The organism is Pseudomonas arsenicoxydans, assembly GCF_900103875.1.
GTDB classification, from domain to species: domain Bacteria; phylum Pseudomonadota; class Gammaproteobacteria; order Pseudomonadales; family Pseudomonadaceae; genus Aquipseudomonas; species Aquipseudomonas arsenicoxydans.
This window is the reverse complement of the sequence record NZ_LT629705.1, coordinates 1,509,553-1,535,884: the sequence shown is the minus strand read 5'-3', so window position 1 is coordinate 1,535,884 and position 26,332 is coordinate 1,509,553. Positions and strand designations below refer to the sequence as shown.

The window sequence follows — 26,332 nt, the reverse complement described above, 5'->3', positions numbered from 1 at the left end:
TTCTTCAGGTTTTAAAATTCGCAGGCCGTCAAAACTTCATGACCAACATGCCGATCAGCACCAGCCCACAGGCTAAGAGCCGTGGCCGGCCGAAAGGTTCTTTCAGGTAACGCATGCCGAACAGCACCACCAGTATCACGCTGATCTCGCGCAATGCCGCCGCTTCGGCAATTGACCCCAGCTGCATGGCCCACAGCACCAAAGCGTAGCTGAACAACACGCAAAACCCGACCGCCAGTCCCAGCCGCCATTGTTCACGCCAGAACAGCATGAACGCCGGTCGCTTGCTCACCAGCGCCAGCAACGGGAACGGCCAGGCGCTGAGCAGCGTGACCCAAACCAGGTAATCCAGAGGGTGCGACCAACGCCGCAGCGCCTGGCCATCGATGTAGGTGTAGCAGCCGATGCACAGGCCGATCAGCGCCACCACCGGCAACATCGACCAAGGCAGCCGCGCCCCGCCACCGCCCTGCCATAAAAGGCAAAGCATGCCGAACGGGATCAACAGAATCCCGAAGACCTGCTGGTTCGTCAGCACTTCGCCAGCGAAGATCAGTGTCAGTGCCAGCACCACCAACGGCGACAAACCGCGCATCAGCGGATAGACCAATCCTAAGTCGCCGACCCGGTAGGCCTGGATCAACAGATAGCGATACAGCAATTCAAACGCCGCCGACGCCAGAATCCATGGCCAGATCTCAATCGGCGGCAATGCCACAAAGGGCAGCATCAGAGCGACAAACAGCAGCGCCACGCTGTCCATGCAGGCCACCACCAGCAGCCTTTCGGCACTGAATTTGATCAGGGTATTCCACGCCGCGTGCAACAGCGCCGCCACCAACACCAACACCGTCGCAAGCACGGCACACTCCTTATGTTGTTTTTGTTCCTTGCCAGACGCACCCGGATTATTGATTCGCCACAGGCTCGCAGCTGTTTATACTGCAAGCGACCACGCCGCACTCAGTTGCGCACAGACTAATTCCAATAATTTCAGCCCCTGCCCGCTCTCCTCGAGAACGGTCATTGGCATGCGTATGCCTGATCAGAGCGTCAAGACTACCGACAGAGACCTTGCGCATGCCACTCGCTTTGCTTGCCCTCGCTGTTGCCGCCTTCGGCATCGGCACCACTGAATTCGTCATCATGGGTTTGCTCCCCGATGTCGCACGCGACCTCGCCGTGAGCATTCCCGATGCAGGCTTGCTGATTACCGGCTACGCCCTGGGCGTGGTATTCGGCGCGCCGATCCTCGCGATCGGCACCGCCAACATGCCGCGCAAAGCCACGCTGCTGGGCATGACGCTGATGTTCATCCTCGGCAACGTGCTGTGCGCGCTGGCGCCAAACTACGCCACGTTGATGGCCGCGCGAGTGGTCACTGCGTTGTGCCACGGTGCGTTCTTCGGCATCGGTTCGGTGGTTGCGGCGGGCCTGGTCGCCCCGAACAAGCGGGCGCAGGCGATTGCCATGATGTTCACCGGTCTGACGCTGGCCAATGTGCTCGGCGTGCCGTTGGGCACCGCGCTCGGTCAATACGCCGGCTGGCGCTCGACGTTCTGGGCAGTCTCGGTGATCGGTGTGATTGCGGCCATCGCACAATGGGCCTGGCTGCCTAAGCACATCCCGATGGACAAGGCCAACCTCGCCAGCGAGTTCAAAGTGCTGGGCAAGGTCAATGTGTTGTTGGCGTTGGGCATGAGCGTGCTGGCGTCGACCAGTCTGTTCAGCGTGTTCACTTACATCGCGCCGATCCTGCAGGACATCACCGGTGTCAGCCCGCATGGCGTGACCATCATGCTGCTGTTGTTCGGCGTCGGCCTGACCGCGGGCAGCATGCTGGGCGGTCGCTTGGCGGATAGCCGATTGCTGCCGTCACTGGTGGGTATGGCGCTGGCCGTAGCGGTTGTTTTGGCTGCTTTCAGCCAGACCAGTCACTCGGTTATTCCGGCGGCAATCACGCTGGTGTTGTGGGGCATCTTCGCTTTTGCACTGTGCCCGATTCTGCAATTGCTGATCATCGACCAAGCGCATGAAGCACCGAACCTGGGCTCAACGCTGAACCAGAGCGCCTTCAATCTCGGCAACGCGGCTGGCGCGTGGATCGGCGGGTTGGTGGTGGCCAGCGGCGCGGATCTGGCAGACCTGCCATGGACCGGCGCCTTTGTGAGTGGCTTGACCGTGCTGACTGCGCTTTTCTTTATTTACCTGCAACGTCGCAGCGCGGCTACGGTCAATGTGTCCGGCTGAACCATTGCGTCGCTGCGCAAACCCCATTTCCTACCTCCCATCCAAGGACCCCGGATGCTTGAACTTGTCGCTGCATTCATTTGCCTCACCACGCTCCTCACCTACGTAAACTTCCGTTTCATCGGCCTGCCCCCGACCATCGGCGTGATGGTCACGGCCCTGATGTTTTCCCTGCTGCTGCAAGGCCTGAGTCTGCTCGGCTACCCCGGTCTCGAAGATCGGGTCCAGCAGTTGATCAGCCAGATCGACTTTGGCGATCTGTTGATGAACTGGATGCTGTCCTTCCTGCTGTTCGCCGGCGCCCTGCACGTCAACCTCAATGACCTGCGCAACTACCGCTGGCCCATCGGTTTGCTGGCGACGTTCGGCGTATTGATCGCCACCGCGGTGATCGGCAGCCTCGCCTATTACATTTTTGCCCTGTTCGGCTGGCACGTGAGCTTCCTCTATTGCCTGCTGTTCGGCGCGTTGATTTCCCCCACCGACCCGATCGCGGTGCTCGGTGTGCTACGGACCGCCAATGCGTCCAAGCCACTGAAAACCACCATCGTCGGTGAGTCGCTGTTCAACGATGGCACCGCCGTAGTGGTTTTCACCGTGCTGCTGGGCATTGCTCAGCTCGGCGAAACCCCGACCGTCGGCGCCACGGCGATGCTGTTCGCTCATGAGGCGATTGGCGGCGTTCTGTTCGGTGGGCTGATCGGCTATCTGGTGTACCTGATGATCAACAGCATCGAGCAGCATCAGATCGAAGTCATGCTGACCCTGGCGCTGGTGATCGGCGGTTCGGCCATGGCGTCGGAGCTGCATGTGTCCGCACCGATCGCGATGGTGGTCGCCGGACTGATCATCGGTAACCTGGGCCGCAACCTGGCGATGAACGACATGACGCGAAAGTACCTGGACGGTTTCTGGGAACTGCTCGACGACATGCTCAACGCCCTGCTGTTCGCCCTGATCGGCATGGAATTGTTGCTGCTGCCGTTCAGTTGGCTGCATGCGCTGGCCGCGGGTTTGCTGGCGCTGGCGATTCTGCTGTCACGCCTGCTGACAGTTGCACCGGCCATCCTGCTGCTGCGGCGCTGGCGCACGGTGCCGCGTGGAACGATCCGGATTTTGACCTGGGGTGGTTTGCGCGGTGGTGTTTCAGTTGCGCTCGCCCTGGCCCTGCCGCTGGGGCCGGAGCGTGACTTGCTGCTGAGCATCACCTACATCGTGGTGCTGTCATCGATCCTGTTGCAGGGCCTGAGCATCGGCAAACTGGTCAAATACGTGACCCGGGATGAGCCTGCGCCAGCGGCACAGGCCGAGCATCACTGATCAGTTTTGCGTTTCTGCGGATCGGGGACCGGGCCCTGGTTCGCAGTGGTCTTCGGAGGTCCGCTTTCGCTGCGGATTTGCGCATGGCTAATCAGCGCGAAGATGAAGCTGCCGCCGATGATGTTGCCCGCCAGCGTCGGTCCGGCAAACACCAGCCAGAAATCCTTCCACGGCAACTCGCCGGCAAACACCAGGTAAGAAACCTCGGCAGACCCGACCACGATATGGGTGAAATCTCCTAACGCCATCAAGTAGGTGATGAGGATGATGATCCACATTTTGGCGCTTTCCATGGACGGTATCATCCAGACCATGGTGGCAATCATCCAGCCCGAGACGATGCCTTTGGCGAACATCTGGCTGGCGCTGTTCTCCATGATCTTGCGTCCGATGTCGAGAAAGGCCAGGTCGGTCTTGCTGTCGAAAATCGGCAAATGCAACATCACGTAGGCCACCAGCAAGGTGCCGCAGAGGTTGCCGATCAGCACGACGCTCCACAAGCGCAGCAACCGGCCGACATTGCTCAAGGTGGGCTTGGTCATGATCGGCAGCACGGCCGTCAGGGTGTTTTCGGTGAACAATTGCTGACGGGCGAGGATGACCGCGAGAAAGCCTGCGCAGTAGCCGAAACTGGCGATCACTTTAAAGGCTTCGCCGTCAGGCAAGCGAGAGTTGAGCAGCCCCATGGCCATCAACGACAAGCCCATGGTCAGGCCGGCGGCCAACGCCGACCACCACAGGGCAGCGACACTGCGTTCCAGCTCCTGATCGCCCTGGGTGCGAATGATTTCGTGCAGCACCGCCGCGCGTGGCGGCTGGTTCTTGTCGACGTCCTGCTGCTCTTCAGGCGAGAGATTCGGGGTCTTGCCGTCTTTTTGCGTGTCCATAAAGCTCCGGAACCAGTGGTGTGTCATGAAGGTACGACACGCGCGCTCCGAAGCTGTTCACTGCCCTCAACAGATCGTTCCCATGCTCTGCGTGGGAATGCCTCAATGGACGCTCTGCGTCCGCTCTTGGGACGCGGAGCGTCCCGGGCTGCATTCCCAAGCAGAGCGTGGGAACGATCAACGATCAGCCGCCGCCGAGGTCACTTTGTGACCAATTCATCTTCCTTGAACTGGTCTTTGACGTACTTGATCTCGGTGCGCCCGTGCGGTGCCGGCAATCCGTCTTCGCCCAGGTTGACGAAAACCATCCGCTCAACGGTCAGGATGCTCTTGCGGGTGATCTTGTTGCGCACTTCGCAGGTCAGGGTAATCGAGGTGCGGCCGAATTCGGTGGCGGTGATCCCCAGCTCAATGATGTCGCCCTGGCGCGAGGCGCTGACGAAGTTGATCTCGGAAATGTACTTGGTCACCACGCGCTGATTGCCCAACTGGACGATGGCGTAGATCGCCGCTTCTTCGTCGATCCAGCGCAGCAAGCTGCCGCCGAACAAGGTGCCGTTAGGGTTCAGGTCTTCGGGTTTTACCCATTTGCGGGTGTGGAAATTCATGGGGGGGGCTCCGGATTTGACGTACTTGGGCAACAGGTTATGCCCCCAGCTTCAAGTTTTAAGCGACAAGCTGCAAGTTAAAAGCAGATTCGCTTTTACTTGCCGCTTGTAGCTTGTCGCTTGCCACTAGCCGGATAAAGAAAGCTATAATCGCCACCGTTTTAGAACGGCTACCACCGTTTTCCCGCCACCTGTCCGAGGGGCGCTGCAGCAGGTTCGACCTGTCAGGCTCGGATGGGGCGTTGACTGGCCATGTTCGGCCGGACACTAAACGCACAACGGCGCCCATTCGCATACATTACGAATGGAGGCTCTTCATGAGCGCTGTTATCACGCCTGCAGATTTTAACGATTACAAAGTGGCCGACATGTCCCTGGCTGCCTGGGGCCGTCGCGAGACCATCATCGCCGAATCCGAAATGCCTGCCCTGATGGGTCTGCGTCGCAAATACGCCAGCGAGCAGCCGCTCAAAGGCGCGAAAATCCTCGGCTGCATCCACATGACCATTCAGACTGCCGTGCTGATCGAAACCCTGGTTGCCCTGGGTGCCGAAGTACGCTGGTCGTCCTGCAACATTTTCTCGACTCAAGACCAGGCCGCAGCCGCTATCGCCGCTGCCGGCATCCCGGTTTTCGCCTGGAAAGGCGAGACTGAAGCTGAGTACGAGTGGTGCCTGGAGCAAACCATCCTTAAAGATGGCGCGCCTTGGGATGCCAACATGATCCTCGACGACGGCGGCGACCTGACCGAGCTGCTGCACAAGAAATACCCGGCGATCCTTGATCGCGTTCACGGCGTGACCGAAGAAACCACCACTGGCGTTCACCGCCTGCTGGACATGCTGGCCAAGGGCGAGCTGAAAATCCCGGCCATCAACGTCAACGACTCGGTGACCAAGTCCAAGAACGACAACAAGTACGGCTGCCGTCATAGCCTGAACGATGCGATCAAGCGCGGCACCGACCACCTGTTGTCCGGCAAGCAAGCGCTGGTTATCGGTTACGGTGACGTGGGCAAGGGCTCCGCTCAGTCCCTGCGTCAGGAAGGCATGATCGTCAAGGTCTCCGAAGTTGACCCAATCTGCGCCATGCAAGCCTGCATGGACGGCTACGAGCTGGTTTCGCCGTTCATCGACGGCATCAACGACGGCACCGAAGCCAGCATCGACAAAGCCTTGCTGGGCAAGATCGACCTGATCGTGACCACCACCGGCAACGTCAATGTTTGCGACGCGAACATGCTCAAAGCCCTGAAGAAGCGCGCTGTTGTCTGCAACATCGGCCACTTCGACAACGAAATCGACACCGCTTTCATGCGCAAGAACTGGGCATGGGAAGAAGTGAAGCCACAGGTTCACAAGATCCACCGTACCGGCCCTGGCGCGTTCGACGCCCAGAACGACGACTACCTGATCCTGCTGGCCGAAGGCCGTCTGGTTAACCTGGGTAACGCCACCGGTCACCCAAGCCGCATCATGGACGGCTCGTTCGCCAACCAGGTACTGGCTCAGATCTTCCTGTTCGGTCAAAAGTACGCCGACCTGTCGCCAGCCCAGAAAGCCGAGCGCCTGACCGTTGAAGTACTGCCGAAGAAACTCGACGAAGAAGTGGCCCTGGAAATGGTCCGCGGTTTCGGCGGCGTAGTGACTCGACTGACCAAGACCCAGGCCGACTACATCGGCGTGACCGTCGAAGGCCCGTTCAAGCCGCACGCTTACCGGTACTGACAGCAGCTGCAAGTGGCAAGCTTCAAGCGGCAAGTAAAAGCGGTTCGTTTACTTGTGGCTTGAGGCAGGCGCTTGCTTCTTCATCGCTTTTTTGCAGCCGTGAGTTGCGGGCTTCAACAACAAGAGTCGGTGCGCCGTTCTCTTGCAGTTTGAAGCTTGCAACTCGTAGCTGGAGGCCCCCTCCATGTCCCAAGACCGTCGCTACAGCTTCGAGTTCTTCCCTACGAAGACCGACGCTGGGCATGAAAAGCTGCTCGCCACTGCTCGTCAGCTGGCTACGTACACCCCCGATTTCTTCTCCTGCACCTATGGCGCTGGCGGTTCGACCCGTGATCGAACCCTCAATACCGTGTTGCAACTCGAAAGCGAAGTCAAAGTCCCTGCCGCACCGCACCTGTCCTGCGTTGGCGACAGCAAGGCCGACCTGCGCGGCCTGCTGGCTCAATACAAGACCGCCGGCATCAAGCGTATCGTCGCCCTGCGCGGTGACCTGCCGTCGGGCATGGGCATGGCCAGCGGCGAATTGCGCCACGCCAACGACCTGGTTGAATTCATTCGTGAAGAGACCGGCGATCATTTCCATATCGAAGTCGCCGCTTACCCGGAAATGCATCCGCAAGCGCGCAATTTCGAAGACGATCTGAACAACTTCGTGCGCAAGGCCAACGCTGGCGCCAACAGCGCCATCACCCAGTACTTCTTCAACGCCGACAGCTACTTCTACTTCGTCGAGCGTGTACGGGCGAAGGGCGTGAACATCCCGATCGTGCCAGGCATCATGCCGATCACCAACTACAGCAAGCTCGCGCGCTTCTCCGACGCCTGCGGTGCGGAAATCCCGCGCTGGATCCGCAAGCAACTGGAAGCCTACGGCGACGACACCCAAAGCATTCAAGCCTTTGGCGAACAAGTCATCACCGAAATGTGCGAACGCCTGTTGCAAGGTGGCGCACCGGGGCTGCATTTCTACACACTGAATCAGGCTGAAGCGAGCCTGGCGGTGTGGAACAACCTGAAGTTGCCGCGCTAAAAGCAGGATCAAGAGATCGCAGCCTCGTTTCACTCGACAGCTCCTGCACAAATCCCTGTAGGAGCTGTCGAGTGAAACGAGGCTGCGATCTTTTGCGTTTAACGCCCGAACCAGAGCTTCTGGATCCAGTTTCTGGCTCTTTATGATTTCTCGTCGTAATCTCAAGCCATGCCTCTGATCGCGCAGTTACTCACCGTGTTTCTTTTTACTTGCCTGAGCTTCGCCGCCCGGGGCGAGAAGCTGCGCATTGTCACGGAACCGTGGGCGCCGTACGTGTACGAGGAAAACGGTAAATCCCTGGGCCTGGATTACGAAACCACGGCCATCGTCTTCAAACGCCTGGGGATCGAGGTGGACTGGCAGTTCCTGCCATGGAAACGCTGCCTTTCGATGCTTGAAACGGGTCAGGCGGACGGTGCGCTGGATATTTTCCACAGCGACGAACGCGACGCGACGCTGCTCTACCCCAGCGAACCGCTGTCGGAAGTCGAATTCGTGATGTTCTACGCCAACGAGCGCCCTCACCCCTTCCGCACCCTGGACGACCTCAAAGGCCTGACCATCGGCACCTCGCCCGGTTATCTGTACAGCCAGGACTTCAGGGAATCGACCTTGTTCACACGGGAACCGGCGCCGACTCATGAGGCCAATTTCGGCAAACTGGTTCGGGGGCGCATCGACTTGCTGATCACCGATCGCCGGGTCGGTCAGCATTTGCTCGATGAGCTGGGCATCCGCGACAAGATCACTGAAAACCCCACTGTCATCAGCCACCAGAGCCAGTTTTTGGCGGTACGACGCAATGCCGGCATGGATTTGCTGGTGCAGCGCTTCGGTGCCGAACTCAAGCGCTTCAAGCGCGAGCCCGCCTACGCCGAGCTGAGCGCCCGTTACGGCGCCGATCCGGTCAACAATGTGAAAGCGGCCAGCGCCTCCTCGACCATCGTAAAAACCGTTGAGCAGCAGGAAAGCGGCGCGCAGTGATTGCTCTGTTATACTCCGGCCTTCCCGCCAGGCTCACGCCCGGACGCTCGGAATCGTTCAAGGCATCTCGACCCCGCTACAGCGCAGCTTTTCAGCCCGCGCGAGCGCTCCAGACGAGCCTTCGAAACCCAGCAGGACCGGACGGGATTGCGTTCCTCTTAAACGCCATTCGCGCCAGGCAAGACTCCCATTGGGCCAAGCCCTAACTAAAACAGGATTACTCATGTCCTTTGCTTCCCTCGGTCTCTCCGAGGCTTTAGTCCGCGCCATCGAGGCAGCGGGCTATACCGAGCCTACTCCGGTGCAACAGCGGGCCATTCCCGCCGTGTTGCAAGGTCGCGACCTGATGGTCGCGGCACAGACAGGTACTGGTAAAACCGGCGGCTTCGCCCTTCCGATTCTGGAGCGGTTGTTCCCTAATGGTCACCCGGACAAATCCCAGCGTCACGGCCCGCGCCAACCACGCGTACTGGTCCTGACCCCTACCCGCGAACTCGCGGCTCAAGTGCACGAGAGCTTCAAGGTCTATGCCCGTGACCTGAAGTTCGTCAGCGCCTGCATCTTCGGCGGCGTCGGCATGAACCCACAGGTTCAGGCCATGTCCCGCGGTGTCGACGTGCTGGTGGCCTGCCCTGGCCGCCTGCTCGACCTCGCCGGCCAAGGCAGCGTCGATTTGTCCCACGTGGAAATCCTCGTGCTGGACGAAGCCGACCGCATGCTCGACATGGGCTTTGTCCATGACGTGAAGAAGGTCCTGGCCCGTCTGCCAAGCAAACGTCAGAACCTGCTGTTCTCGGCGACGTTCTCCAAAGACATCACCGACCTTGCCGGCAAGCTGCTGCACAACCCGGAACGCATCGAAGTCACGCCGCCGAACACCACGGTCGAGCGCATCGAACAGCGCGTATTCCGTCTGCCGGCCAACCACAAGCGTTCGCTGCTGGCGCATTTGATCACCGCAGGCGCCTGGGAACAGGTTCTGGTGTTCACCCGCACCAAGCACGGCGCCAACCGCCTGGCCGAGTACCTGGACAAACACGGCCTTTCCGCCGTCGCGATCCACGGCAACAAGAGCCAGAACGCGCGCACCAAAGCCCTGGCCGACTTCAAGGCTGGCGAAGTGCGCATCCTGGTCGCCACCGACATCGCCGCTCGCGGTCTGGACATCGACCAGTTGCCGCACGTGGTCAACTTCGAACTGCCGAACGTCGATGAAGATTACGTCCACCGTATCGGCCGTACTGGCCGCGCCGGTCGTTCGGGCGAGGCGATCTCGCTGGTTGCTCCCGACGAAGAAAAGCTGCTCAAAAGCATCGAGCGCATGACCAAGCAGAAGATTGCCGACGGCAATCTGATGGGCTTTGACTCCAGCGCTGTAGAAGCCGAGAAACCTGAAGTTCGCGAGCGTCCGGATGTGCGTAACCCGCGCAACCCACGTGGCCCGCGCGGCGACGGTCCGACCGGCACTGGCGGTGGCGGCGGTCGTAAAGACAAGGGCAAGGACAAGGGCGGCAAGGAAAAACCGGCGGCCACCGGTCGCGGCGATCGCCCGGCCCGTGAACACAAGCCACGCGAAGGCACTCCGGCTCGCGAGCAACAGCGTCCAGCGCCTCGCGCTGCCGCTGATCGTGCCCCGGACGAGTTCCTGGACGACGACGTGGATAACTTCGGTAACCGCGTTGATTACGTGCCTCAGGCCAAGCCTGCCCAAGGCCGTGGCCGCCGTCCGGGTGCTCCGGCACAGGGCGCGGCAGCCGGCGCAGGTGCTCCACGCACCGGCGGCAAGCCTCAGGGTCGCCAAAGCGGTCCACGCAGCAGCGACGGCGCAACCACCGGCACACCGCCGGCCAAGCGCAGCGGCCCACGCAACGGCGCTCCACGTGACGGTCAGGCCCGTCGCGAAGAATCGCGCACTCGTCGTCCTGCCCGTGACGATCAGCCGCGTTCGGAACCGGCCGTGCAAAACCCGCGCGGCCCGGCACCGAAGATCATTCACAAGGAGTCGAAAACCGACCGTTTCCCGACTCCTGAGCAACTTGATCAACTGCCAGGCCGTCCTCGCGGTGAAAAACCAGCATTGCTGACCCGCAATCGCTAAGTTATCGCCGCAATGAAAAATGCCCCTGATCGCAAGATCCGGGGCATTTTTTTAGCCTGATGAAAAACCCTGTGGGAGCGGGCTTGCCCGCGATGGCGTCAGTCCAGCCAACACCTATGTTGTCTGATCCACCGTAATCGCGGGCAAGCCCGCTCCCACATTGTTTCGCATTGTCTGAACAGGTTTTGGCAGGCAATAAAAAACGCCCCCGACCGTAAGGCCGGGGGCGTTTTTGTGTCAGGCGAGAAAGTTACTTCGCTTTGACACCTTCAAAGGTGACGTACAGATCAACAGCATCGGACTGTGGACCCAGGTCCATCATCTTGCCGAAATCAGAACGCTTGATGCTGGTAGTGCCTTCAAAACCTGCACGGTAGCCGCCCCATGGATCCTTGCCTTCACCCAGGAAAGTGGCCTTGACCACGACTGGCTTGGTGACACCTGCAATGGTCAGGTCGCCGGCCACGTCGGCAGTGACTTTACCGTCGGCGTTTTTGCCGGTGGTTTTAACACTGGTGGATACGAACGTGGCTTTAGGGAAATCAGCCACTTTCAGGAAGTCTTTGCTGGAGATGTGCTTGTCGCGCTCAGCGTTGTTGGTAAACACGCTGGCGGTGTTCACGTTGAACTCGATCTTGCTGTCTTCAGGTTTGGCAGCGTCGAAGCTGAACTTGCCGTCGATGTCCTTGAAGGTACCGGTGATGTAGCTGTAGCCCAGGTGGCTGATTTTGAAGTCGACGAAGGCGTGCTGCCCGGTTTTGTCGACAACATAGTCAGCCGCCATCACGTTGGCGGACAACAGTGCAGAACCGATTGCCAGAGCGGCGAGAGTCTTTTTCAACATGTCTTGTATTCCTTGAGGGGCTAAGTTGAACGTCAGGCTTTGCGACCCAGCATTCGTTTCAGGGTCACATCACGATCGATAAAGTGGTGCTTCAAAGCTGCCAACGCATGGAGACCGGAAAAAATCACCAGTAACCAGGCCAGGTAGAGATGAATCGCACCTGCGTTATCTGCCTGGTCCGGTAGCCCGGAAACCAGTGCAGGCACTTCAAACCAGTCAAACACCGGAATCCCGACACCTTCGGCGGTGGAAATCAGGTAACCGGCAATCATCACAGCGAACAAACAGAGATACAGAAAGGCATGCCCGAACTTGGCGCCAAGGCGCGTCATGCGGCTGTAACTGCTCAGCGTAGGCGGCGGTGGGCTGATGAAACGCCACAACACGCGCAACACCATGACACCCAGCAGGATCAAACCGATGCTCTTGTGCAGATCAGGTCCTGCCTTGCGCCAAGGATCGTAGTAGCCGAGACCGACCATCCACAAACCCAGGCCGAACAAACCGAACACTGCCAGCGCTACACCCCAGTGCATGAAGATGCTGACCCAGCCGTAGCGAGAAGTAGAGTTTCGTAGTTGCATTGCCAAGTCCCTGTAAGTGCTGGCCCAAGACTATCGATTTACTTATCGAATTAAAGCGGAAAATTTCGCTTTGAAATATCGAGAAATACGATCAAGAGTCTGTAAGGCAACCGTTAAGGAAAGATTAAAGACTGAATGTGTGGGAAAAATTGAAGTCCACCAGTCCACCTAAAGAACACCTGCGCCACCCGGTTTATTCGATTCTTGATCCTGGCTTTCTTCGGGCATAAAAAAAGCGCGGCATCTGTGCCGCGCTTTTCTTCACCCCAAAGCCTTACTGCGCTTTGGTTTCAGTCGCTGCCGGGGCAGTCTCAGCAGGTTTGGCCGCGGGCTTCTTGGCCGCTGGTTTGGCCGCTGCCTTTTTAGCCTCGGTTTTGGCCGCAGGTTTCTTCGTAACATGTTTGGTTGCGGCTTTTTTAGCGGGTTCGGCTTTCACCGGTGCCGCTGGTTTTGGCGCTTCCACCGGAGCTGGCGCAGGGGCCGGGGTTGGCACTGGAGCAGGCGTCGGTGCTGGCGGGGTTACAGGCTCTGGTGCCTTGACCGGTTCCGGTTTCTTGTCGTCACTCGACGAACCACTGAACAGGTTGGTGAAGAAGTTGCCTTTCTTCGCCGCCACCGCGCCGGCTGCTACAGCCGTCGCTGCCGGAACTACCTTCGCTGGCTCAAACGACTTGCCGGCGGCCAGGTCTTCAACCTGACTGGCTGCACGCTGACCGGTGCGCAATGCGCCTTCCAGTGTGCCTGGGTACAAGGTGTCGGTGTGCTCACCGGCGAACGCTACGCGTTGCAGCGGACGTTCCCACAAGCGCCAGTATTTGCTGATCTGGCCAGGACCGAAGGCCAGGTAAGCGCCGCCCATCGACGGGTCGGTGCTGTAGCGGCGGATTTCATAGCCGGTAAACGAACCGCGCGCCTGTGGATAAAACGCGTGCAGACGAATCAGCACCTGATCGGCCATCTGCTTGTCGCCGAAGGCCTGCATCACCCGCGCGTTGTCGCCAGAAATGTTGATCACCACGTTGGCGCCGCCCTTCAGCGCCGGCTCGACCCACAACATGCCCAGGCCGGTGTTGCTGTAGATCTCGCCGGACATGCGCGCTTTGCTTTCCCACACTGGCGTCTTGAACTTCAGCATGATCTGGTCGCGCCAGCCGTAGTTGGTGCCACTGATAGCACCCATGTGTTGAGCATCCAGAGACGGGGTCATCTGGATCTTGCTCAGGGCACGCAATGGCACTGCAACCACAACGTAATCCGCCTGATAGCCAACGCTGCCGACTTTGACGGTCACGCCGTCCTTGTCCTGCGTGATGCTCGACACCGGGGAACTGGTCTTGATGGTTTTCAGCTGTTTGACGAAGGCCTGGGCCAACACCGGGCTACCACCGAGCAGGCGTGAAGCGCGCAGGTCACGGTCGGAGACGCCAAGGTAAACACGGCTTTGCTGTGCGAAGTACAGCAGCGACAGGCGCGAAGGCTCGTCATAACGGGAACGGATCTGCTGATTCACCAGCTGACGTGCCGTGGCGGGCAGGTTCAGACGGTCGAGCCAATTGGACACGTTGATCTGGTCCAGAGCGAACAACGTGCTGTTGGCGGCCGGATTCTGTGGATCTTCAATCGAGCGTGCCAGGTCATCCAGGGTTTTTTCGTAGCGCTTGAGCGCATCGCTGGTGGCCGGTTCCTTGGTAGCCAGGTCGGCAGCGGTGTAGTACACGCCGTCGATCAGGTAGCTTGGGGTCCGTACGAATTCAGGGGCTGGCGTGGTGCTCAGCTTGAAGGTCGATATGTATTTGTTCAGGACTGGCTGGGCCTTGTCGTTGCCGATCCACTCACTGGTAGCCATGCCGGAGCGACCGCCCGGGCTCGCCTTGGCTTCCAGCAGGGTCACCTGCCAGCCTTTGTTCTGCAGTTCGTAAGCCGCGGTGAGGCCCGAGAGCCCGCCGCCGATCACGATCGCGGTTTTATCCTTGGCCAGCGCAGACACGCTGAACAGCCCCAACATCACCAGCGCACAGGCGCGCAGCCAACCAGCAGACATTCAGCGAACTCCGGAAATACACGAGGAAATAGCGGTTTTACGAGCCAGACGACTCACAGAACCGCGAAGAATACGTTAGCCATCAAAAGGCCGCCAGCGACGTCTATCGCCCTATACAAAGTAGTTCAAACCACACAATAGGTTGTCCCCAGGCGACGCATTGCATAGGCTTGCGCGATTGTTTGCCCGCGCATGTCGCGAGCCGCCTCGAGGAGACTGAAAATGGGCCTGAATAATCAGTGGATGCAACGCGATCTCGCCGTGTTGTGGCATCCCTGCACCCAGATGAAAGACCACGAACAGCTGCCGCTGATCCCGATCAAGCGCGGTGAAGGCGTTTGGCTGGAAGACTTCGAAGGCAAACGCTACCTCGACGCCGTCAGCTCCTGGTGGGTCAACGTGTTTGGCCACGCCAACCCGCGCATCAACCAGCGCATCAAGGATCAGGTTGACCAACTGGAACACGTGATTCTGGCCGGTTTCAGCCATCAGCCAGTGATCGAGCTGTCCGAGCGCCTGGTGAAGATGACCCCGGAAGGCCTGACCCGATGCTTCTACGCCGATAACGGTTCGTCCTGCATCGAAGTCGCGCTGAAGATGAGCTTTCACTACTGGCTCAACCGCGGCCAGCCGAACAAGAAGCGCTTCGTCACCCTGACCAACAGCTACCACGGCGAAACCATGGCCGCGATGTCGGTGGGCGACGTGCCGCTGTTCACCGAGACCTACAAGGCGCTGCTGCTCGATACCATCAAGGTGCCGAGCCCCGATTGCTACCTGCGCCCCGAAGGCATGAGCTGGGAAGAACACTCGCGCAACATGTTCGTCGCCATGGAACAGACCCTGGCCGAGCATCACGACACCGTCGCCGCGGTGATCGTCGAGCCGCTGATCCAGGGCGCCGGCGGCATGCGCATGTATCACCCGGTGTACCTGAAACTGCTGCGCGAAGCCTGTGACCGCTACGGCGTGCACCTGATCCACGATGAAATCGCCGTCGGCTTCGGCCGCACCGGGACGATGTTCGCCTGTGAGCAGGCGGGCATCCGTCCCGATTTCCTCTGCCTGTCCAAAGCCCTGACCGGCGGTTATCTGCCGCTGGCGGCGTGCGTGACGACCGACGATGTCTACAGCGCGTTCTACGACGACTACCCGACCCTGCGCGCCTTCCTGCATTCGCACAGCTACACCGGCAATCCGCTGGCGTGCGCGGCCGCCCTGGCGACACTGGATATCTTCGAAGAAGACAACGTCATCGAAAACAACAAAGCCCTGGCGCAGCGCATGGCCTCCTCCACCGCGCACCTGGTCGATCACCCGAACGTGTCGGAAGTGCGCCAGACCGGCATGGTGCTGGCCATCGAGATGGTCAAGGACAAAGCAACGAAAGAAGCTTATCCGTGGCAGGAACGTCGCGGTTTGAAGGTGTTCCAGCATGCGCTGGAGCGCGGTGCTTTACTTCGTCCATTGGGCAGCGTGGTGTATTTCCTGCCGCCGTACGTGATTACACCTGAGCAGATCGACTTTCTGGCCGAAGTGGCCAGCGAAGGCATCGACATCGCAACCCGTAACAGCGTAAGCGTTTCGGTGCCGAAAGACTTTCACCCCGGCTTTCGCGATCCGGGCTGATTTCACCCAAGCTACTGCGGTGACTGCACTACCGTCATCGCGGGCAAGCCCGCTCCCACAGGGTTATGCGGTCAACTGTGGGAGCGGGCTTGCCCGCAAGATTTCAACACTTTTCAGAGACTCCCGATGAGACTGTCCCGCTTCTTTATCGACGCCCCCTTGAGCACAGGCGAACACGAGCTGCCCGAGGCCCAGGCCCATTACATCAGCCGCGTGCTGCGCATGGCCGAGGGTGATGCGCTGCAGCTGTTCGACGGCTCGGGCCACGAGTTTCGCGCCACACTGGTGGAGGTCGGCAAGAAGCGCGTCGTGGTGCAGATCGATGAAAGCTTTGCCGGACAGGTCGAGTCGCCCTTGCAGATCCATCTTGGCCAGGGCTTGTCCCGTGGCGAACGCATGGACTGGGCGATTCAGAAGGCGACCGAACTGGGCGTCACTGAAATCACCCCGATCTTCAGCGACCGTTGCGAAGTCCGGCTCAAGGACGAACGCGCCGACAAACGCCTGATGCATTGGCGCCAGGTGGCAATCAGCGCCTGCGAACAGTGCGGGCGTTCACGAGTGCCGGTGATTCATCCACCGCTACTGCTGGCGGACTGGTTGAAGCAGACCGAGGCAGAATTGAAATTGGTGCTGCATCCAGTGGCTGAGCCGTTGGTGAGTCATGCCAAACCCGCGACATTGGCGTTTCTGATTGGCCCGGAAGGTGGGTTGTCGGATGCTGAAGTGGAGCAGGCTCAGTCTGCCGGTTTTCATGCAGCCCGACTCGGCCCTCGTGTGTTGCGCACGGAGACTGCGCCGGTTGTTGCGCTTGCTGTGGCCCAGCAGCTTTGGGGTGACTTCTAAATATTGAAAGATCGCAGCCTCGTTTTACTCGACAGCTCCTACATTGGAATGCGTGCACCTGTAGGAGCTGTCGAGTAAACGAGGCTGCGATCTCTTGATCTTGCTTCACAGGACGTAAAACAGAATCGCCACAAAGTGCAGCAAGCTCCCGGCAATCACGAACAAATGCCAGATCCCGTGCGCATGCCGCAGGCGATGATCCAGGGCAAAAAAGATAATCCCCACGGTGTACAAGATTCCGCCCGACGCCAGCCAGGCGAACCCGGCAGTGCCCAGCGCGGCCATGAGCGGCTTGACCGCCACCAGCACGATCCATCCCATCACTGCGTAAATCACGATCGATAGAATCCGTGCTTCCGAGCGCGGTTTGATCTCTTGCAGGATGCCAATCAACGCCAGCCCCCAGACAATCCCGAACAACGTCCAGCCCCACGGCCCGCGCAGGGTGACCAGGCAGAAGGGTGTGTAGCTGCCGGCAATCAGCAGGTAGATCGAAAAGTGATCGACCTTCTGCATGATCGCTTTCTTGCGTCCGCGCACGCTGTGATACACGGTCGAGGCGCTGTAGAGCACCATCAAGGTAAACCCGTAAATCGCCACGCTGACGATCTTCCACGGGCTGCCGTCCATGCTGGCAATCACCAGCATCCACACCACCCCGATCGTCGCCGCCACCGCCCCGACCAGATGCGTCCAGGCATTCAATCTTTCCCCGTGATACATGTGTTGCTCACCTCTTAATTCGCTACAACATTGCGCAAGGCTCAAGCCTTGAGCGTAAAAGCGCAATGTTTCAAACACAAATCCCTGTAGGAGCTGTCGAGTGAAACGAGGCTGCGATCTTTTAATCTTGTGTCTAAAAAATCAAAGTCAAAAGATCGCAGCCTCGTTTCACTCGACAGCTCCTACAAGAAGCCGCATGCGTGCACAATCGAGCTATTCGAATAAGAGCGATGCCCATGCTGATTGACGAAGAGTTGACCCTGAAAAAACTCGAGGTGTTCCTGGCCTTCATGCGCACCGGCAACCTGGCCCGGGCCGCCGCCGAGTTGCAGACCAGCAACGTCAGCGTGCACCGTGCCATCCATTCCCTGGAAAGCGCCCTGCGCTGCCCCCTGTTCAAACACGAAGGGCGCAACCTCACACCGCTGGAAAGCGCTTATGTCCTGGAAGAACGGGCGCAAAAGCTGATTCAGGACGTGGTCGAAACCGTGCGCCTGACCCGCGAAGCCGCCGGATTCTCCGCAGAACGCTTCAAGCTTGGCTCGCTGTATTCGCTGACCGTGAAAACCGTGCCGCAACTGATCATGGGCCTGAAGATCCGTCGCAGCGAGCTCAACATCGACCTGATCCTCGGCTCGAATTTCGACCTGTTGTACAAGCTCAAGAACATGGAAGTCGATGCGATTCTGGTGTCCCTGGACGACAGCGTCAACGACCCGGACTGCGAGCAGATCCAGCTGTTTTCCGATGACATTTTCCTCGCCACGCCGGCGGATTCGAAATTTGCCCAACGGACGGAAGTCGACCTGGCCGAGGTACGCGACGAGACTTTCATTACCCTGACCCAGGGTTTTGCCACGCATCAGGACGGCAATCGGGTGTTCAAGCAGGCGGGGGTCGAGCCGAAGGTGGCGATGCAGGTCAACGACATCTTCACCCTGCTGAGCATGGTCAGCTCCGGGGTCGGTTATGCGTTGCTGCCAGGCAGGATCGCGGCGGTGTATGAGAATCGGGTGAAGCTGATTCCGTTGCAGGAAAAGTATCGGTTGCAGCAGCACATCGGCGTGGTGTTCTTGAAGGCCAAGGAGCGCGATCCGAATTTGCTGGCGCTGTTGGCGGAGTGTCGGATGTATGCCAATCGGCAAGCCTGACAAACCGAGTCGCCTGCATGATCGTTCCCACGCTCTGCGTGGGAATGAATCAATGGACGCTCTGCGTCCGCTTTGGGACGCAGAGCGTCCCGGGCTGCATTCCCACGCAGAGCGTGGGAACGATCAGTCATCAGCGATCAGTCAGCCGACAATCCCGCGAACAATGAAGTACAACAACGAAGGCCCAAGCAGGCACCCAAGCCCGGTGTGGAACGTCGCCGTCAACGCGCCATAAGGCACCAGCCGACGATCCGTTGCCGCCAACCCGGCCGTCACGCCACTTACCGTCCCGGCCAGGCCGCCAAAGACCATCGCCGAGCGCGGGTTATCCAGGCCCATCCATTTCGCCGCCATCGGCGTGCCGACCATCACGAAAATCGCCTTGATCAACCCGGTGGCAATCGACAACGCCACCACATCCGAACTCGCGCCAATCGCCGCACCGGTCACTGGCCCGACGATGTAAGTCACTGCGCCCGCGCCAATGGTGGTCATGCTGATCGCATCGCGGTAACCGAACGCCCAGGCAATGCTCGCCCCGACAATGAACGGCAGGACCGTGCCCAGCAACAGCGCAATCGCACCGATCAACCCGGCCTTTTTCGCTTCGGTGGCTTGCACTTCGAACGCCGTCGCAACGATGGCAAAGTCTCGCAGCATGGCGCCGCCCATCAGACCGATGCCGGAAAACAGCGACAGGTCCGCCAAGCCTTTTTGCCCGCCGGTCATGGTGCCGCCGACCCAGGCCAATATCAGTCCAATCACGATGGCAATCGCCGAACCGTGAATCCGCCCGAACGTCAGGCGCTTGGACAGCACCACCGACACCCACATGATCACGCCGATAAAGGCAAACGCAGTGATCAGGCTGTTATTTACCAGGCCCTTCTGAATGAGTTCCCACATATCAGCGGCCTCCTACTGGGGTGCCGACCGGCGTGATGTCCACCGGCTCATCGGGCACAGGTTCACCTTTGTGAGTCCGGCTGATCAAGGCAATGGTGCAGCCGCAAATCACTACCGAGCCGATTGCCGCCAGCACCGCCACCGGGCCACCGTGCAGGGCAGCGACGACGTTCTGTTGCGCTGCCATCGCGACCACCACTGGAATGTACATCGCGCCCCAGAAACCGACGCCCATCTCGCAATCCTTGGTCATGCCGCCGCGCTTTTGCATCCACAACCGCGCGCAGATCAGCAGGATCATCGCGATCCCGACGCCACCGACGTTTGATTTCACGCCCAGCAACACACCCAGCAGGTCGCCCAATATCACCCCTGCCAGCGTACAGATCGCCAACAGCGCCACACCGTAAATAATCATTGTTGTAGTCCTCAAAGTGCATCGTCGAATGTTGTTTTTGTTGTTCGAAGGCCTGAGTCGGTGTTTAAGGTTGGCGGCTTCCCTCCTCACGCAACAGCGCTTGCAAGGTATCCAGGCGAGCACCATCGAAGGCAATTACGGTGCCCTGCTCGAACACCCGGCGCGCCAGCCCGGTCAACACCGCACCGGGCGGCAGTTCGATCTGTAGACGTACGCCGCGCTCGTAGGCGCTTTGCACCGTGCCGCGCCAATCCACTACGCGGCACATGTTGAACGCCAGGTCGTCGCGCAAGGCGTCGATGTTGATGACGGGCCGGGCGCGACTGCCGCTCAGGTAACCCAATGTCGGTGTTTTCAACTGCACGTTGGCAAAGGCTTCGGCCAGGGTTTTGGCCGGGGCATCCAACAAAGGGCAGTGCGACGGCACACTCACGGCAAGGCGCTTAGCCAGGCCTGCACCGTGACTTTTCGCCAACTGCGCGACGGCTGCCATCGCCCCATCGCTGCCGGCAATGACCACTTGGTTATCGGCGTTGATATTGGCCAGATACACCGGCCTGTCGACACTGTGAACCTGCGCCAGTAAACCTTCCACAGTCGCCAGATCCAGGCCGATGATCGCGGTCATGCCGTAACCCTGTGGATAAGCTTGCTGCATCAATTCGCCGCGCAGACGGACCAGCAGTAGCGCATCGCTGAAGCTCAAGGCCCCCGCCACCACCGCCGCCGGATAGGCGCCGATGGACAATCCCGCGACGTAGTCCGGCGCCATCGATAGCTGACGTGAAGCCGCGACACCGGCAATCAACAGGCAAAGCTGAACCGCCCGTGTCGACTTCAACGCTTCGGCAGAATCCAGCAGCAACGCATCCTCGCCCAGCACCTCGCTCGCCTCGATCAGCGTTTCGCGAGGCAAACCGTGGAGCATGCCCGGCTGCTGTGCGCCTTGGCCCGGGAACACCAGCAAACTGCTCACGCTGCTTGCTCCTGCGGGATCCACGGGTCAATTACCAGACAGGCTTCGCTGGCATTTTTAAGCAATACACGGAGGGCAGAACCGGCCCATTCACGCAGCGCGACGGCACCGAAAGGCGTCTGCAACTGCATGTCCACCGGGCACACAGCTGCCTCGAGCAGCTTCAGCAATTCCTGCGCGTGAGAACGCTCCAGGGGTTGCGGCGTGCGCAGGATCAAGTCCAGATCACTGCCCTCGTGCAAGGCCTGAACACCACTGGCCAACTCAAACCCGGCGCTGCCACTGACGCCCCACACCAAACCACAGCCATCGAGCAGCGGCCGCAGTTGATGGAGGGCGCGTACGGCTGGCAAATCCCGATCAATCGAGACGTGACAAAGCTGTTCCGGTTTCACGCAGCGGGAAATCACATCGACCGACATCACCGTTGCATGGCGCTGTTCACGCAACCGCCCACGCACCCCGACCGCGACGTGGCCCTGCGCGCTCAACGCACGCCGAACCACCACCGGCTGACCCGCACCGAGCGATTCGATTACCCATGAAGGCGCGTGCGCAGGCAGCTGCTCCGGGGTCATGCCCCAGAGCAGGTCGTGGGCCAGAAGCGTGTTCACCACTGCGCTCTCAGCAATTGGCGAACCGTGCTCGACGCCGCGCGATTGGTGGCGCCCAAGCGGCTGCTCAAGTCGCGACCGTTGGCGGCGACATCGTCAATCGCCAGGCTCAGGCATTCAGAAACCCGCGCCAGATCTGCCGATGTCGGTTGTTCGATCTGCTCCACCGACAAGGTTTCCCACAGCAGTCCGAGGGTGGCGTAGCTGTCGATGTCATAGGCCATCGGCGGCACGCTGGCGGCCAACACCTCAAGCTCCTCGACGCTGCGCAACGTCACCCGCGCCGCCGATGCCTTGCCCATTGCATGCACCATCACGCCCGGATCACGCAGGGCGATCAGCCGATTAGCCTGATACCCGTGCGCCAGAAACGCGCCGGACATCGCTTTGCCCACCAGCAAACCGATCACCGCATGGCCGGCCAGTCGGGCGCGGGCATAACTGTCCGCCGCACCGGCCAATGCCTGATGAATGCCGAGTGCTTCTTCGCGCCGACCGTAGGCCTGACTCGGCACATCGACGATGGCGATCAACGCGCGTTTGTGCGCTTTGTCAGCATCAGCAGTGATGACGTCATCCACCGCCTTGGCCAACCCCCAGCCTTCCAGCAGCCCGACCTCGCCATTGCGCGCACGGACGAACCGGTTGTCAGGATCAGCCACCACGGCGATGAAGCGAACAGGCTGGTCACCCAAAACACCGTCAGCCACCTTCAATGAAGCCGGTAAACCCTCCACTGGTTTCGCACCCGCACTCAAGGCGTTAAACCAGTTCAGGCCTCTCAGGGAATACGTGCTCATGAGCGCTCTCCTTGATACAGATCGCGAACCACTGACGGCTCGATTTGCGGTGCGGCGTCCAGACGGGCCAGCCGTTGCAGGTACAACTCGGCCTGGCGACTGCGCTGCTGCACTGGCAAACCGCGCTTGAGCAATTGGCTGACCTGTTGCTGAACCTGCGCCACATCGTCGGCGACAAAACCATCCACCAAACCGCTGGCGAAACGTTGCTCGCCACCGGTCAGGCTCCAGATGAAAGGCCGATCCCGGGAGTCGTATTCCTCAAGCCCTGCTTCCTGTTCGATCACTTGCGGACCGTTCAGGCCCAGCCGCGCTTCCTGGGTCACCAGCAAATAGCTGCACAGCCCGGCAGCAATCGACATCCCGCCAAAGCAGCCGACGCTGCCGGCCACCACGCCAACCACCGGTTGGTACTGGCGCAGATCGACAATCGCCGCATGAATATCGGCAATCGCTGCCAGCCCGAGATTGGCTTCCTGCAAGCGCACACCACCGGTTTCCAGCAGCAACACGGCGCGGGTCGGGATGCCGTTGCGGTTGTCTTCGGCGGCCAGTTCCAAGGCGCCGGCCATCTTCGCCCCGCCGACTTCGCCGAGGCTGCCGCCCTGGAACGCGCCTTCAATGGCGGCGATGACCACTGGCAAACCATCGATGCTGCCCTTGGCGATCACCACGCCGTCATCGGCCTGCGGCACCACGCCCTGACGCGACAGCCACGGCGACATGACCCGTTGAAACGGGTCGAGCAACTCGCGGTAGGTGCCGGCGTCGAGCAAGGCCCTGGCCCGTTGTCGGGCACCGAGTTCGACGAAGCTGTGTTTGTGGAGGAGTTCGGCATTGTCAGTCATGGCTGATCTCCTCGAAGCCTTGCTCCAGACGCAAACGCACCACGCCCGGGGTCGCGCCGAAATCGTGGATATCGATGGCCATCGCCGGCGGTGTCTGGCCTTCGAACATCCGCGTAAACAAATGCTGCCAGCGTTGTTCGGCGCCATTGACCGAGGTCTGCACCTTGATCGTCAGTGTGCCGGCCTGACCCGGTTCGATCATCACTTCCAGATCGCCCGAGCCGACACAGCCCACCAGCGTGCGGCCCCGTGATGGCTGACCGGCAGGAAATTCAAAGGATAAGGTTTCCATCAAAAAGCTCCCTGGATGACGCCGTCGCAGGACTCGATACGGTCGACGAACAGGCAGGCTGCGAGCAAGTCGGCAGCGCCGCCGGGCGAGGCATTCAATGCGATTAATTGTTGGTCCAGCTCATGCAAACGGCGGCGACCGGCGAGGCTGGCACTGCCGCCTGCGTCGAGCACGGCTTGAGCTCCGAGCTGCATGGTGTGCAGGCCTTGTTCGCCAGCGCGGTAGAGCACGCAGGTGTCGGCCAGTTGGGTCATGATCGCCAGCAAGGCATCGAGCCGGGCGTTCTGTTCGCCGTGGCCGGCCGCGCGGCTGCGTTTGAGTTGGGGCAGTGCGCGTTGAATCACGGCGGGGAAACCCAGCTGTGCTTCTTCACGGGCACCGCGTGCACCGTAACGTTGGGCGACTTGGGCACCGTGGCTCAAAGGACGTGGCGCGTAACGGTCGTCGAGCAAGGCCAGGCGTGCGGCGCGCAAAGCGACCGCACTCGCGCCACTGGATTGAGGTTCCAGCGCGGCGCCAGTGACCAAAAGACCCAACGCCCAGATTGCTCCGCGATGAGTGTTCACATCATGGGTGGTGGCGAGCATCTCTTGCTCCCCTTCACGACCGATCTGCCCAATCGCTTCGCGCAGTGGCAGACCGACTTCGCCAAACGCGATGGCCGCTTCGGCCATTTCCTTGAACGCCGGCCACAAGGACAGCGCCGAGGCGTGCATCAGCCCCAGGTGCAAATCGGTATGCGCGCCATTGCCGCGACGGTCGACCAGCGCCGGTTTCGGCGACAGGTCCGCTTCGTCAATCAGCGCATCCACGGCCATGTCCGCCAGCCGTTCAGCCAGGGTGAGGGTTTTCGGTTGCAGGTTGAATGCGTGCATTACCAGCTCCTGAACTTGGCGGGCGGGTTGTAGAGGCCACCGGACCACTCGACCAGATCGGCCACACTCTTGGCCGCGAGCAGTTCGCGGGTGGCGTCAGTGCGGCGGATGCCGAGGTCTTCGGGCAAGGCGATCAGGCCTTCGCGGCGCATGCGGGCGGTGTCTTTGGGGTTATGGCGCAGACCGATGACCGTCACACCGGCGACCGCAGCGATCATCGCTTGGCGCTCTTCCAGCGAACGCGCCTTGTACAGGTAGGCGATGCCTTCTTCGGTCAGCAGGTGAGTGACGTCATCGCCGTAGACCATGATCGGCGCCAGCGGCATACCGCTTTTTTTCGCCACGTCGATGGCATCGAGGGTTTCGACGAAGGTCGGTTTGCCGCCCTCCTGGAAGGTCTCGACCATTTGCACCACGAGTTTTTTACCGCGTTCGAGCATCGGCTCGGCCACGTCGGTGTGGCGCATGTCGAGCCAGGCCGGCGTGCCGTGACGGCGACCGCGCGGGTCGTGGCCCATGTTCGGCGCACCGCCGAAACCGGCCAGGCGCCCGCGTGTCACGGTGGAGGAATGGCCATCGCCATCGACTTGCAGGGTCGCACCGATGAACAGGTCCACCGCGTATTGCCCCGCGAGCTGGCTGAACATCCGGTTGGACCGCAGCGAGCCGTCGCGCCCGGTGAAGAACACATCCGGCCGCGCCGCGATGTAGTTTTCCATCCCCAGTTCGGTACCGAAGCAATGCACGCTTTCGACCCAGCCGCTTTCGATGGCCGGGATCAGGGTCGGGTGCGGATTGAGGGTCCAGTTGCGGCAGATCTTGCCTTTGAGGCCCAGGGATTCACCGTAGGTCGGCAGGATCAGTTCGATGGCGGCGGTGTTGAAGCCGATGCCATGGTTCAGCGACTGGACGTTGTGTTTTTCGTAGATCCCACGGATCGCCATCATCGCCATCAACACGTGCACAGGCTTGATGTGACGCGGGTCGCGGGTGAACAGCGGCTCGATGTAGAACGGCTTGTCGGCCACCACCACGAAATCGACCCAGGACGCGGGGATGTCGACGCGAGGCAGGTCGCTGACATCGTCCACCAATTGGTTGACCTGAACGATGACGATGCCGTCGCTGAAGGCCGCCGGTTCAATCAATGCGGGGGTGTCTTCGGTGCTGGGGCCGGTGTAGATGTTGCCGGCGCGGTCGGCCATGAAACCGGCCGAAAGCACGACGTTGGGGATCAGGTCCACCACCAGTCGCGCATAGAGTTCGATGTACGTGTGGATCGCGCCGATTTCCAGCAGGCCGTCTTCCAGCAGCTGACTGATGCGCAGGCTCTGGGTGCCGGCAAAGGAGAAGTCGAGCTTGCGGGCAATGCCGCGTTCGAACAGGTCCAGGTGCTCGGAGCGACCGACGCTGGGCATGATCATGTGCAGGTCATGCAGCTTGGCCGGATCGGCCTTGACCAGGGAGCGGGACAGGAAATCCGCCTGCTTCTGGTTATTGCCCTCCAGCACCACACGGTCGCCGGGCAGAATCAAAGCCTCCAGCGCGGCGACGATTTTGTCGGTGGGCAGCACCACACCGTCGGCCAGATCTCGCACGAGCGCCAGACGCCGCTGCTTTTCGCTGCGCCGCCGCGTCCATCGCGAGTCGGGGGATATTGTTGTTGTCATGACCACTCCACGGGTTCGCTGTCGTGGGTGTCACCTTAGGAGCGTTGGGTCGGCGGCATCAATCAAGCACAGAGACGGATCGTTACGCTTGGAGTAATGGTTGTTCGGACGAAGGCCATCGCGAGCAGGCTCGCTCCCACACTGTCCGTGCTGAGCCCACTATCTGAGGCATCCACAATACCTGTGGGAGCGGGCTTGCCCGCGATGAGGC

General features: G+C 60.4%; 25 protein-coding genes and 1 riboswitch. Of the genes, 9 read left to right on the top strand and 16 right to left on the bottom strand.

Annotation, left to right across the window (positions count from 1 at the left end):
• Nucleotides 1–28 precede the first annotated feature (28 nt).
• Entirely contained in the window at nucleotides 29–862 is an 834-nt protein-coding gene (locus BLQ41_RS06975) for an EamA family transporter (RefSeq protein ID WP_090178729.1), read from the bottom strand.
• Nucleotides 863–1,080: 218 nt separating this feature from the next.
• Between BLQ41_RS06975 and BLQ41_RS06970 the strand changes: the two genes are divergently transcribed.
• Both BLQ41_RS06970 and BLQ41_RS06965 read left to right on the top strand, forming a co-directional pair.
• Nucleotides 1,081–2,250, top strand: a complete 1,170-nt coding sequence (locus BLQ41_RS06970) for an MFS transporter (protein ID WP_090178726.1) — start codon at nucleotides 1,081–1,083, stop codon at nucleotides 2,248–2,250.
• 54 nt (nucleotides 2,251–2,304) lie between these two features.
• On the top strand, nucleotides 2,305–3,570 hold the full coding sequence (locus BLQ41_RS06965; RefSeq protein WP_090178723.1) for a cation:proton antiporter: 1,266 nt from the start codon (nucleotides 2,305–2,307) through the stop codon (nucleotides 3,568–3,570).
• On the opposite strand, the gene BLQ41_RS06960 is transcribed toward BLQ41_RS06965, so the two are convergent.
• Nucleotides 3,564–4,457, bottom strand: coding sequence for a formate/nitrite transporter family protein (locus tag BLQ41_RS06960; RefSeq protein ID WP_090178719.1), 894 nt, complete (start codon nucleotides 4,455–4,457; stop codon nucleotides 3,564–3,566). The two genes, BLQ41_RS06965 and BLQ41_RS06960, sit on opposite strands and share 7 nt — an antisense overlap.
• Nucleotides 4,458–4,657: 200 nt before the next feature.
• Complete coding sequence (locus tag BLQ41_RS06950; protein ID WP_090178712.1) at nucleotides 4,658–5,065, bottom strand: acyl-CoA thioesterase; 408 nt, start codon at nucleotides 5,063–5,065, stop codon at nucleotides 4,658–4,660.
• 191 nt (nucleotides 5,066–5,256) lie between these two features.
• Nucleotides 5,257–5,359: riboswitch (S-adenosyl-L-homocysteine riboswitch) on the top strand.
• A 23-nt stretch (nucleotides 5,360–5,382) separates the two neighbouring features.
• On the opposite strand from BLQ41_RS06950, the gene ahcY reads away from it, so the two are divergent.
• From ahcY to BLQ41_RS06930, 4 genes are all read left to right on the top strand, one after another.
• Entirely contained in the window at nucleotides 5,383–6,792 is a 1,410-nt protein-coding gene (ahcY, locus tag BLQ41_RS06945; RefSeq protein WP_090178709.1) for an adenosylhomocysteinase, read from the top strand.
• A 184-nt stretch (nucleotides 6,793–6,976) separates the two neighbouring features.
• Nucleotides 6,977–7,822 carry a methylenetetrahydrofolate reductase [NAD(P)H] gene (metF, locus tag BLQ41_RS06940; protein WP_090178706.1) on the top strand — a complete coding sequence of 282 codons (846 nt, stop codon included), beginning with the start codon at nucleotides 6,977–6,979 and terminating at the stop codon, nucleotides 7,820–7,822.
• Nucleotides 7,823–7,990: 168 nt separating this feature from the next.
• Nucleotides 7,991–8,806 carry a substrate-binding periplasmic protein gene (locus tag BLQ41_RS06935; RefSeq protein ID WP_090178703.1) on the top strand — a complete coding sequence of 272 codons (816 nt, stop codon included), beginning with the start codon at nucleotides 7,991–7,993 and terminating at the stop codon, nucleotides 8,804–8,806.
• 223 nt (nucleotides 8,807–9,029) lie between these two features.
• A complete protein-coding gene (locus tag BLQ41_RS06930) occupies nucleotides 9,030–10,904 on the top strand; it encodes a DEAD/DEAH box helicase (protein WP_090178700.1) in 1,875 nt (624 codons plus the stop codon).
• Between the two features lie 250 nt (nucleotides 10,905–11,154).
• Here the strand turns inward: BLQ41_RS06930 and BLQ41_RS06925 are convergent, their stop codons facing one another.
• The 3 genes from BLQ41_RS06925 to BLQ41_RS06915 form a co-directional block, all read right to left on the bottom strand.
• A complete protein-coding gene (locus tag BLQ41_RS06925; RefSeq protein ID WP_027926598.1) occupies nucleotides 11,155–11,748 on the bottom strand; it encodes a YceI family protein in 594 nt (197 codons plus the stop codon).
• 32 nt (nucleotides 11,749–11,780) lie between these two features.
• Entirely contained in the window at nucleotides 11,781–12,332 is a 552-nt protein-coding gene (locus tag BLQ41_RS06920; RefSeq protein ID WP_090178698.1) for a cytochrome b, read from the bottom strand.
• Between the two features lie 274 nt (nucleotides 12,333–12,606).
• On the bottom strand, nucleotides 12,607–14,373 hold the full coding sequence (locus BLQ41_RS06915; RefSeq protein ID WP_090178695.1) for a flavin monoamine oxidase family protein: 1,767 nt from the start codon (nucleotides 14,371–14,373) through the stop codon (nucleotides 12,607–12,609).
• 222 nt (nucleotides 14,374–14,595) lie between these two features.
• Here BLQ41_RS06915 and BLQ41_RS06910 point away from each other — a divergent pair, with 222 nt between their 5' ends.
• Together BLQ41_RS06910 and BLQ41_RS06905 are read left to right on the top strand one after the other, a co-directional pair.
• Nucleotides 14,596–16,002 (top strand): adenosylmethionine--8-amino-7-oxononanoate transaminase, encoded by a 1,407-nt coding sequence (locus BLQ41_RS06910; RefSeq protein ID WP_090178693.1) that lies wholly within the window; start codon nucleotides 14,596–14,598, stop codon nucleotides 16,000–16,002.
• A gap of 126 nt (nucleotides 16,003–16,128) precedes the next feature.
• Nucleotides 16,129–16,848, top strand: a complete 720-nt coding sequence (locus BLQ41_RS06905; protein WP_090178690.1) for a 16S rRNA (uracil(1498)-N(3))-methyltransferase — start codon at nucleotides 16,129–16,131, stop codon at nucleotides 16,846–16,848.
• A 105-nt stretch (nucleotides 16,849–16,953) separates the two neighbouring features.
• Here the strand turns inward: BLQ41_RS06905 and trhA are convergent, their stop codons facing one another.
• Nucleotides 16,954–17,571: a PAQR family membrane homeostasis protein TrhA gene (trhA, locus tag BLQ41_RS06900; protein ID WP_090178688.1), complete on the bottom strand. Its 618-nt coding sequence runs from the start codon at nucleotides 17,569–17,571 to the stop codon at nucleotides 16,954–16,956.
• 236 nt (nucleotides 17,572–17,807) lie between these two features.
• Here trhA and BLQ41_RS06895 point away from each other — a divergent pair, with 236 nt between their 5' ends.
• Entirely contained in the window at nucleotides 17,808–18,722 is a 915-nt protein-coding gene (locus tag BLQ41_RS06895) for a LysR family transcriptional regulator (protein WP_090178685.1), read from the top strand.
• A 141-nt stretch (nucleotides 18,723–18,863) separates the two neighbouring features.
• Here BLQ41_RS06895 and madM read toward each other — a convergent pair whose 3' ends face one another.
• The 9 genes from madM to mdcA form a co-directional block, all read right to left on the bottom strand.
• Nucleotides 18,864–19,628 carry a malonate transporter subunit MadM gene (madM, locus tag BLQ41_RS06890; protein ID WP_090178682.1) on the bottom strand — a complete coding sequence of 255 codons (765 nt, stop codon included), beginning with the start codon at nucleotides 19,626–19,628 and terminating at the stop codon, nucleotides 18,864–18,866.
• 1 nt (nucleotide 19,629) lies between these two features.
• A complete protein-coding gene (gene madL, locus BLQ41_RS06885; protein ID WP_090178680.1) occupies nucleotides 19,630–20,046 on the bottom strand; it encodes a malonate transporter subunit MadL in 417 nt (138 codons plus the stop codon).
• 64 nt (nucleotides 20,047–20,110) lie between these two features.
• Nucleotides 20,111–21,022, bottom strand: coding sequence for a malonate decarboxylase subunit epsilon (mdcH, locus tag BLQ41_RS06880; RefSeq protein WP_090178677.1), 912 nt, complete (start codon nucleotides 21,020–21,022; stop codon nucleotides 20,111–20,113).
• On the bottom strand, nucleotides 21,019–21,639 hold the full coding sequence (locus BLQ41_RS06875; RefSeq protein WP_090178674.1) for a malonate decarboxylase holo-ACP synthase: 621 nt from the start codon (nucleotides 21,637–21,639) through the stop codon (nucleotides 21,019–21,021). Before BLQ41_RS06875 ends, mdcH begins: the two co-directional genes overlap by 4 nt.
• The gene (gene mdcE, locus BLQ41_RS06870; RefSeq protein WP_090178671.1) at nucleotides 21,633–22,436 is read right to left on the bottom strand and encodes a biotin-independent malonate decarboxylase subunit gamma; all 804 of its coding nucleotides are present in this window, start codon (nucleotides 22,434–22,436) and stop codon (nucleotides 21,633–21,635) included. Before mdcE ends, BLQ41_RS06875 begins: the two co-directional genes overlap by 7 nt.
• Nucleotides 22,433–23,284, bottom strand: coding sequence for a biotin-independent malonate decarboxylase subunit beta (locus tag BLQ41_RS06865; protein ID WP_090178668.1), 852 nt, complete (start codon nucleotides 23,282–23,284; stop codon nucleotides 22,433–22,435). Before BLQ41_RS06865 ends, mdcE begins: the two co-directional genes overlap by 4 nt.
• Nucleotides 23,277–23,576 (bottom strand): malonate decarboxylase subunit delta, encoded by a 300-nt coding sequence (locus BLQ41_RS06860; protein ID WP_090178666.1) that lies wholly within the window; start codon nucleotides 23,574–23,576, stop codon nucleotides 23,277–23,279. Before BLQ41_RS06860 ends, BLQ41_RS06865 begins: the two co-directional genes overlap by 8 nt.
• Nucleotides 23,576–24,451 carry a triphosphoribosyl-dephospho-CoA synthase gene (locus BLQ41_RS06855; protein ID WP_090178663.1) on the bottom strand — a complete coding sequence of 292 codons (876 nt, stop codon included), beginning with the start codon at nucleotides 24,449–24,451 and terminating at the stop codon, nucleotides 23,576–23,578. The genes BLQ41_RS06860 and BLQ41_RS06855 overlap by 1 nt, the downstream gene beginning before the upstream one ends.
• Nucleotides 24,451–26,121, bottom strand: a complete 1,671-nt coding sequence (gene mdcA, locus BLQ41_RS06850) for a malonate decarboxylase subunit alpha (protein ID WP_090178660.1) — start codon at nucleotides 26,119–26,121, stop codon at nucleotides 24,451–24,453. The genes BLQ41_RS06855 and mdcA overlap by 1 nt, the downstream gene beginning before the upstream one ends.
• Nucleotides 26,122–26,332: the final 211 nt, after the last annotated feature.

Coding starts and splice junctions, on each gene's coding strand:
- BLQ41_RS06960 (WP_090178719.1), bottom strand. CDS start 4,457: ATGGACACGCAAAAAGACGGCAAGACCCCGAATCTCTCGCCTGAAGAG.
- mdcA (WP_090178660.1), bottom strand. CDS start 26,121: ATGACAACAACAATATCCCCCGACTCGCGATGGACGCGGCGGCGCAGC.
- madL (WP_090178680.1), bottom strand. CDS start 20,046: ATGATTATTTACGGTGTGGCGCTGTTGGCGATCTGTACGCTGGCAGGG.
- BLQ41_RS06950 (WP_090178712.1), bottom strand. CDS start 5,065: ATGAATTTCCACACCCGCAAATGGGTAAAACCCGAAGACCTGAACCCT.
- BLQ41_RS06965 (WP_090178723.1), top strand. CDS start 2,305: ATGCTTGAACTTGTCGCTGCATTCATTTGCCTCACCACGCTCCTCACC.
- BLQ41_RS06910 (WP_090178693.1), top strand. CDS start 14,596: ATGGGCCTGAATAATCAGTGGATGCAACGCGATCTCGCCGTGTTGTGG.
- trhA (WP_090178688.1), bottom strand. CDS start 17,571: ATGTATCACGGGGAAAGATTGAATGCCTGGACGCATCTGGTCGGGGCG.
- ahcY (WP_090178709.1), top strand. CDS start 5,383: ATGAGCGCTGTTATCACGCCTGCAGATTTTAACGATTACAAAGTGGCC.
- BLQ41_RS06970 (WP_090178726.1), top strand. CDS start 1,081: ATGCCACTCGCTTTGCTTGCCCTCGCTGTTGCCGCCTTCGGCATCGGC.
- mdcE (WP_090178671.1), bottom strand. CDS start 22,436: ATGAGCACGTATTCCCTGAGAGGCCTGAACTGGTTTAACGCCTTGAGT.
- BLQ41_RS06920 (WP_090178698.1), bottom strand. CDS start 12,332: ATGCAACTACGAAACTCTACTTCTCGCTACGGCTGGGTCAGCATCTTC.
- BLQ41_RS06925 (WP_027926598.1), bottom strand. CDS start 11,748: ATGTTGAAAAAGACTCTCGCCGCTCTGGCAATCGGTTCTGCACTGTTG.
- BLQ41_RS06855 (WP_090178663.1), bottom strand. CDS start 24,451: ATGCACGCATTCAACCTGCAACCGAAAACCCTCACCCTGGCTGAACGG.
- madM (WP_090178682.1), bottom strand. CDS start 19,628: ATGTGGGAACTCATTCAGAAGGGCCTGGTAAATAACAGCCTGATCACT.
- BLQ41_RS06915 (WP_090178695.1), bottom strand. CDS start 14,373: ATGTCTGCTGGTTGGCTGCGCGCCTGTGCGCTGGTGATGTTGGGGCTG.
- metF (WP_090178706.1), top strand. CDS start 6,977: ATGTCCCAAGACCGTCGCTACAGCTTCGAGTTCTTCCCTACGAAGACC.
- BLQ41_RS06860 (WP_090178666.1), bottom strand. CDS start 23,576: ATGGAAACCTTATCCTTTGAATTTCCTGCCGGTCAGCCATCACGGGGC.
- BLQ41_RS06895 (WP_090178685.1), top strand. CDS start 17,808: ATGCTGATTGACGAAGAGTTGACCCTGAAAAAACTCGAGGTGTTCCTG.
- BLQ41_RS06930 (WP_090178700.1), top strand. CDS start 9,030: ATGTCCTTTGCTTCCCTCGGTCTCTCCGAGGCTTTAGTCCGCGCCATC.
- BLQ41_RS06935 (WP_090178703.1), top strand. CDS start 7,991: ATGCCTCTGATCGCGCAGTTACTCACCGTGTTTCTTTTTACTTGCCTG.
- BLQ41_RS06865 (WP_090178668.1), bottom strand. CDS start 23,284: ATGACTGACAATGCCGAACTCCTCCACAAACACAGCTTCGTCGAACTC.
- BLQ41_RS06905 (WP_090178690.1), top strand. CDS start 16,129: ATGAGACTGTCCCGCTTCTTTATCGACGCCCCCTTGAGCACAGGCGAA.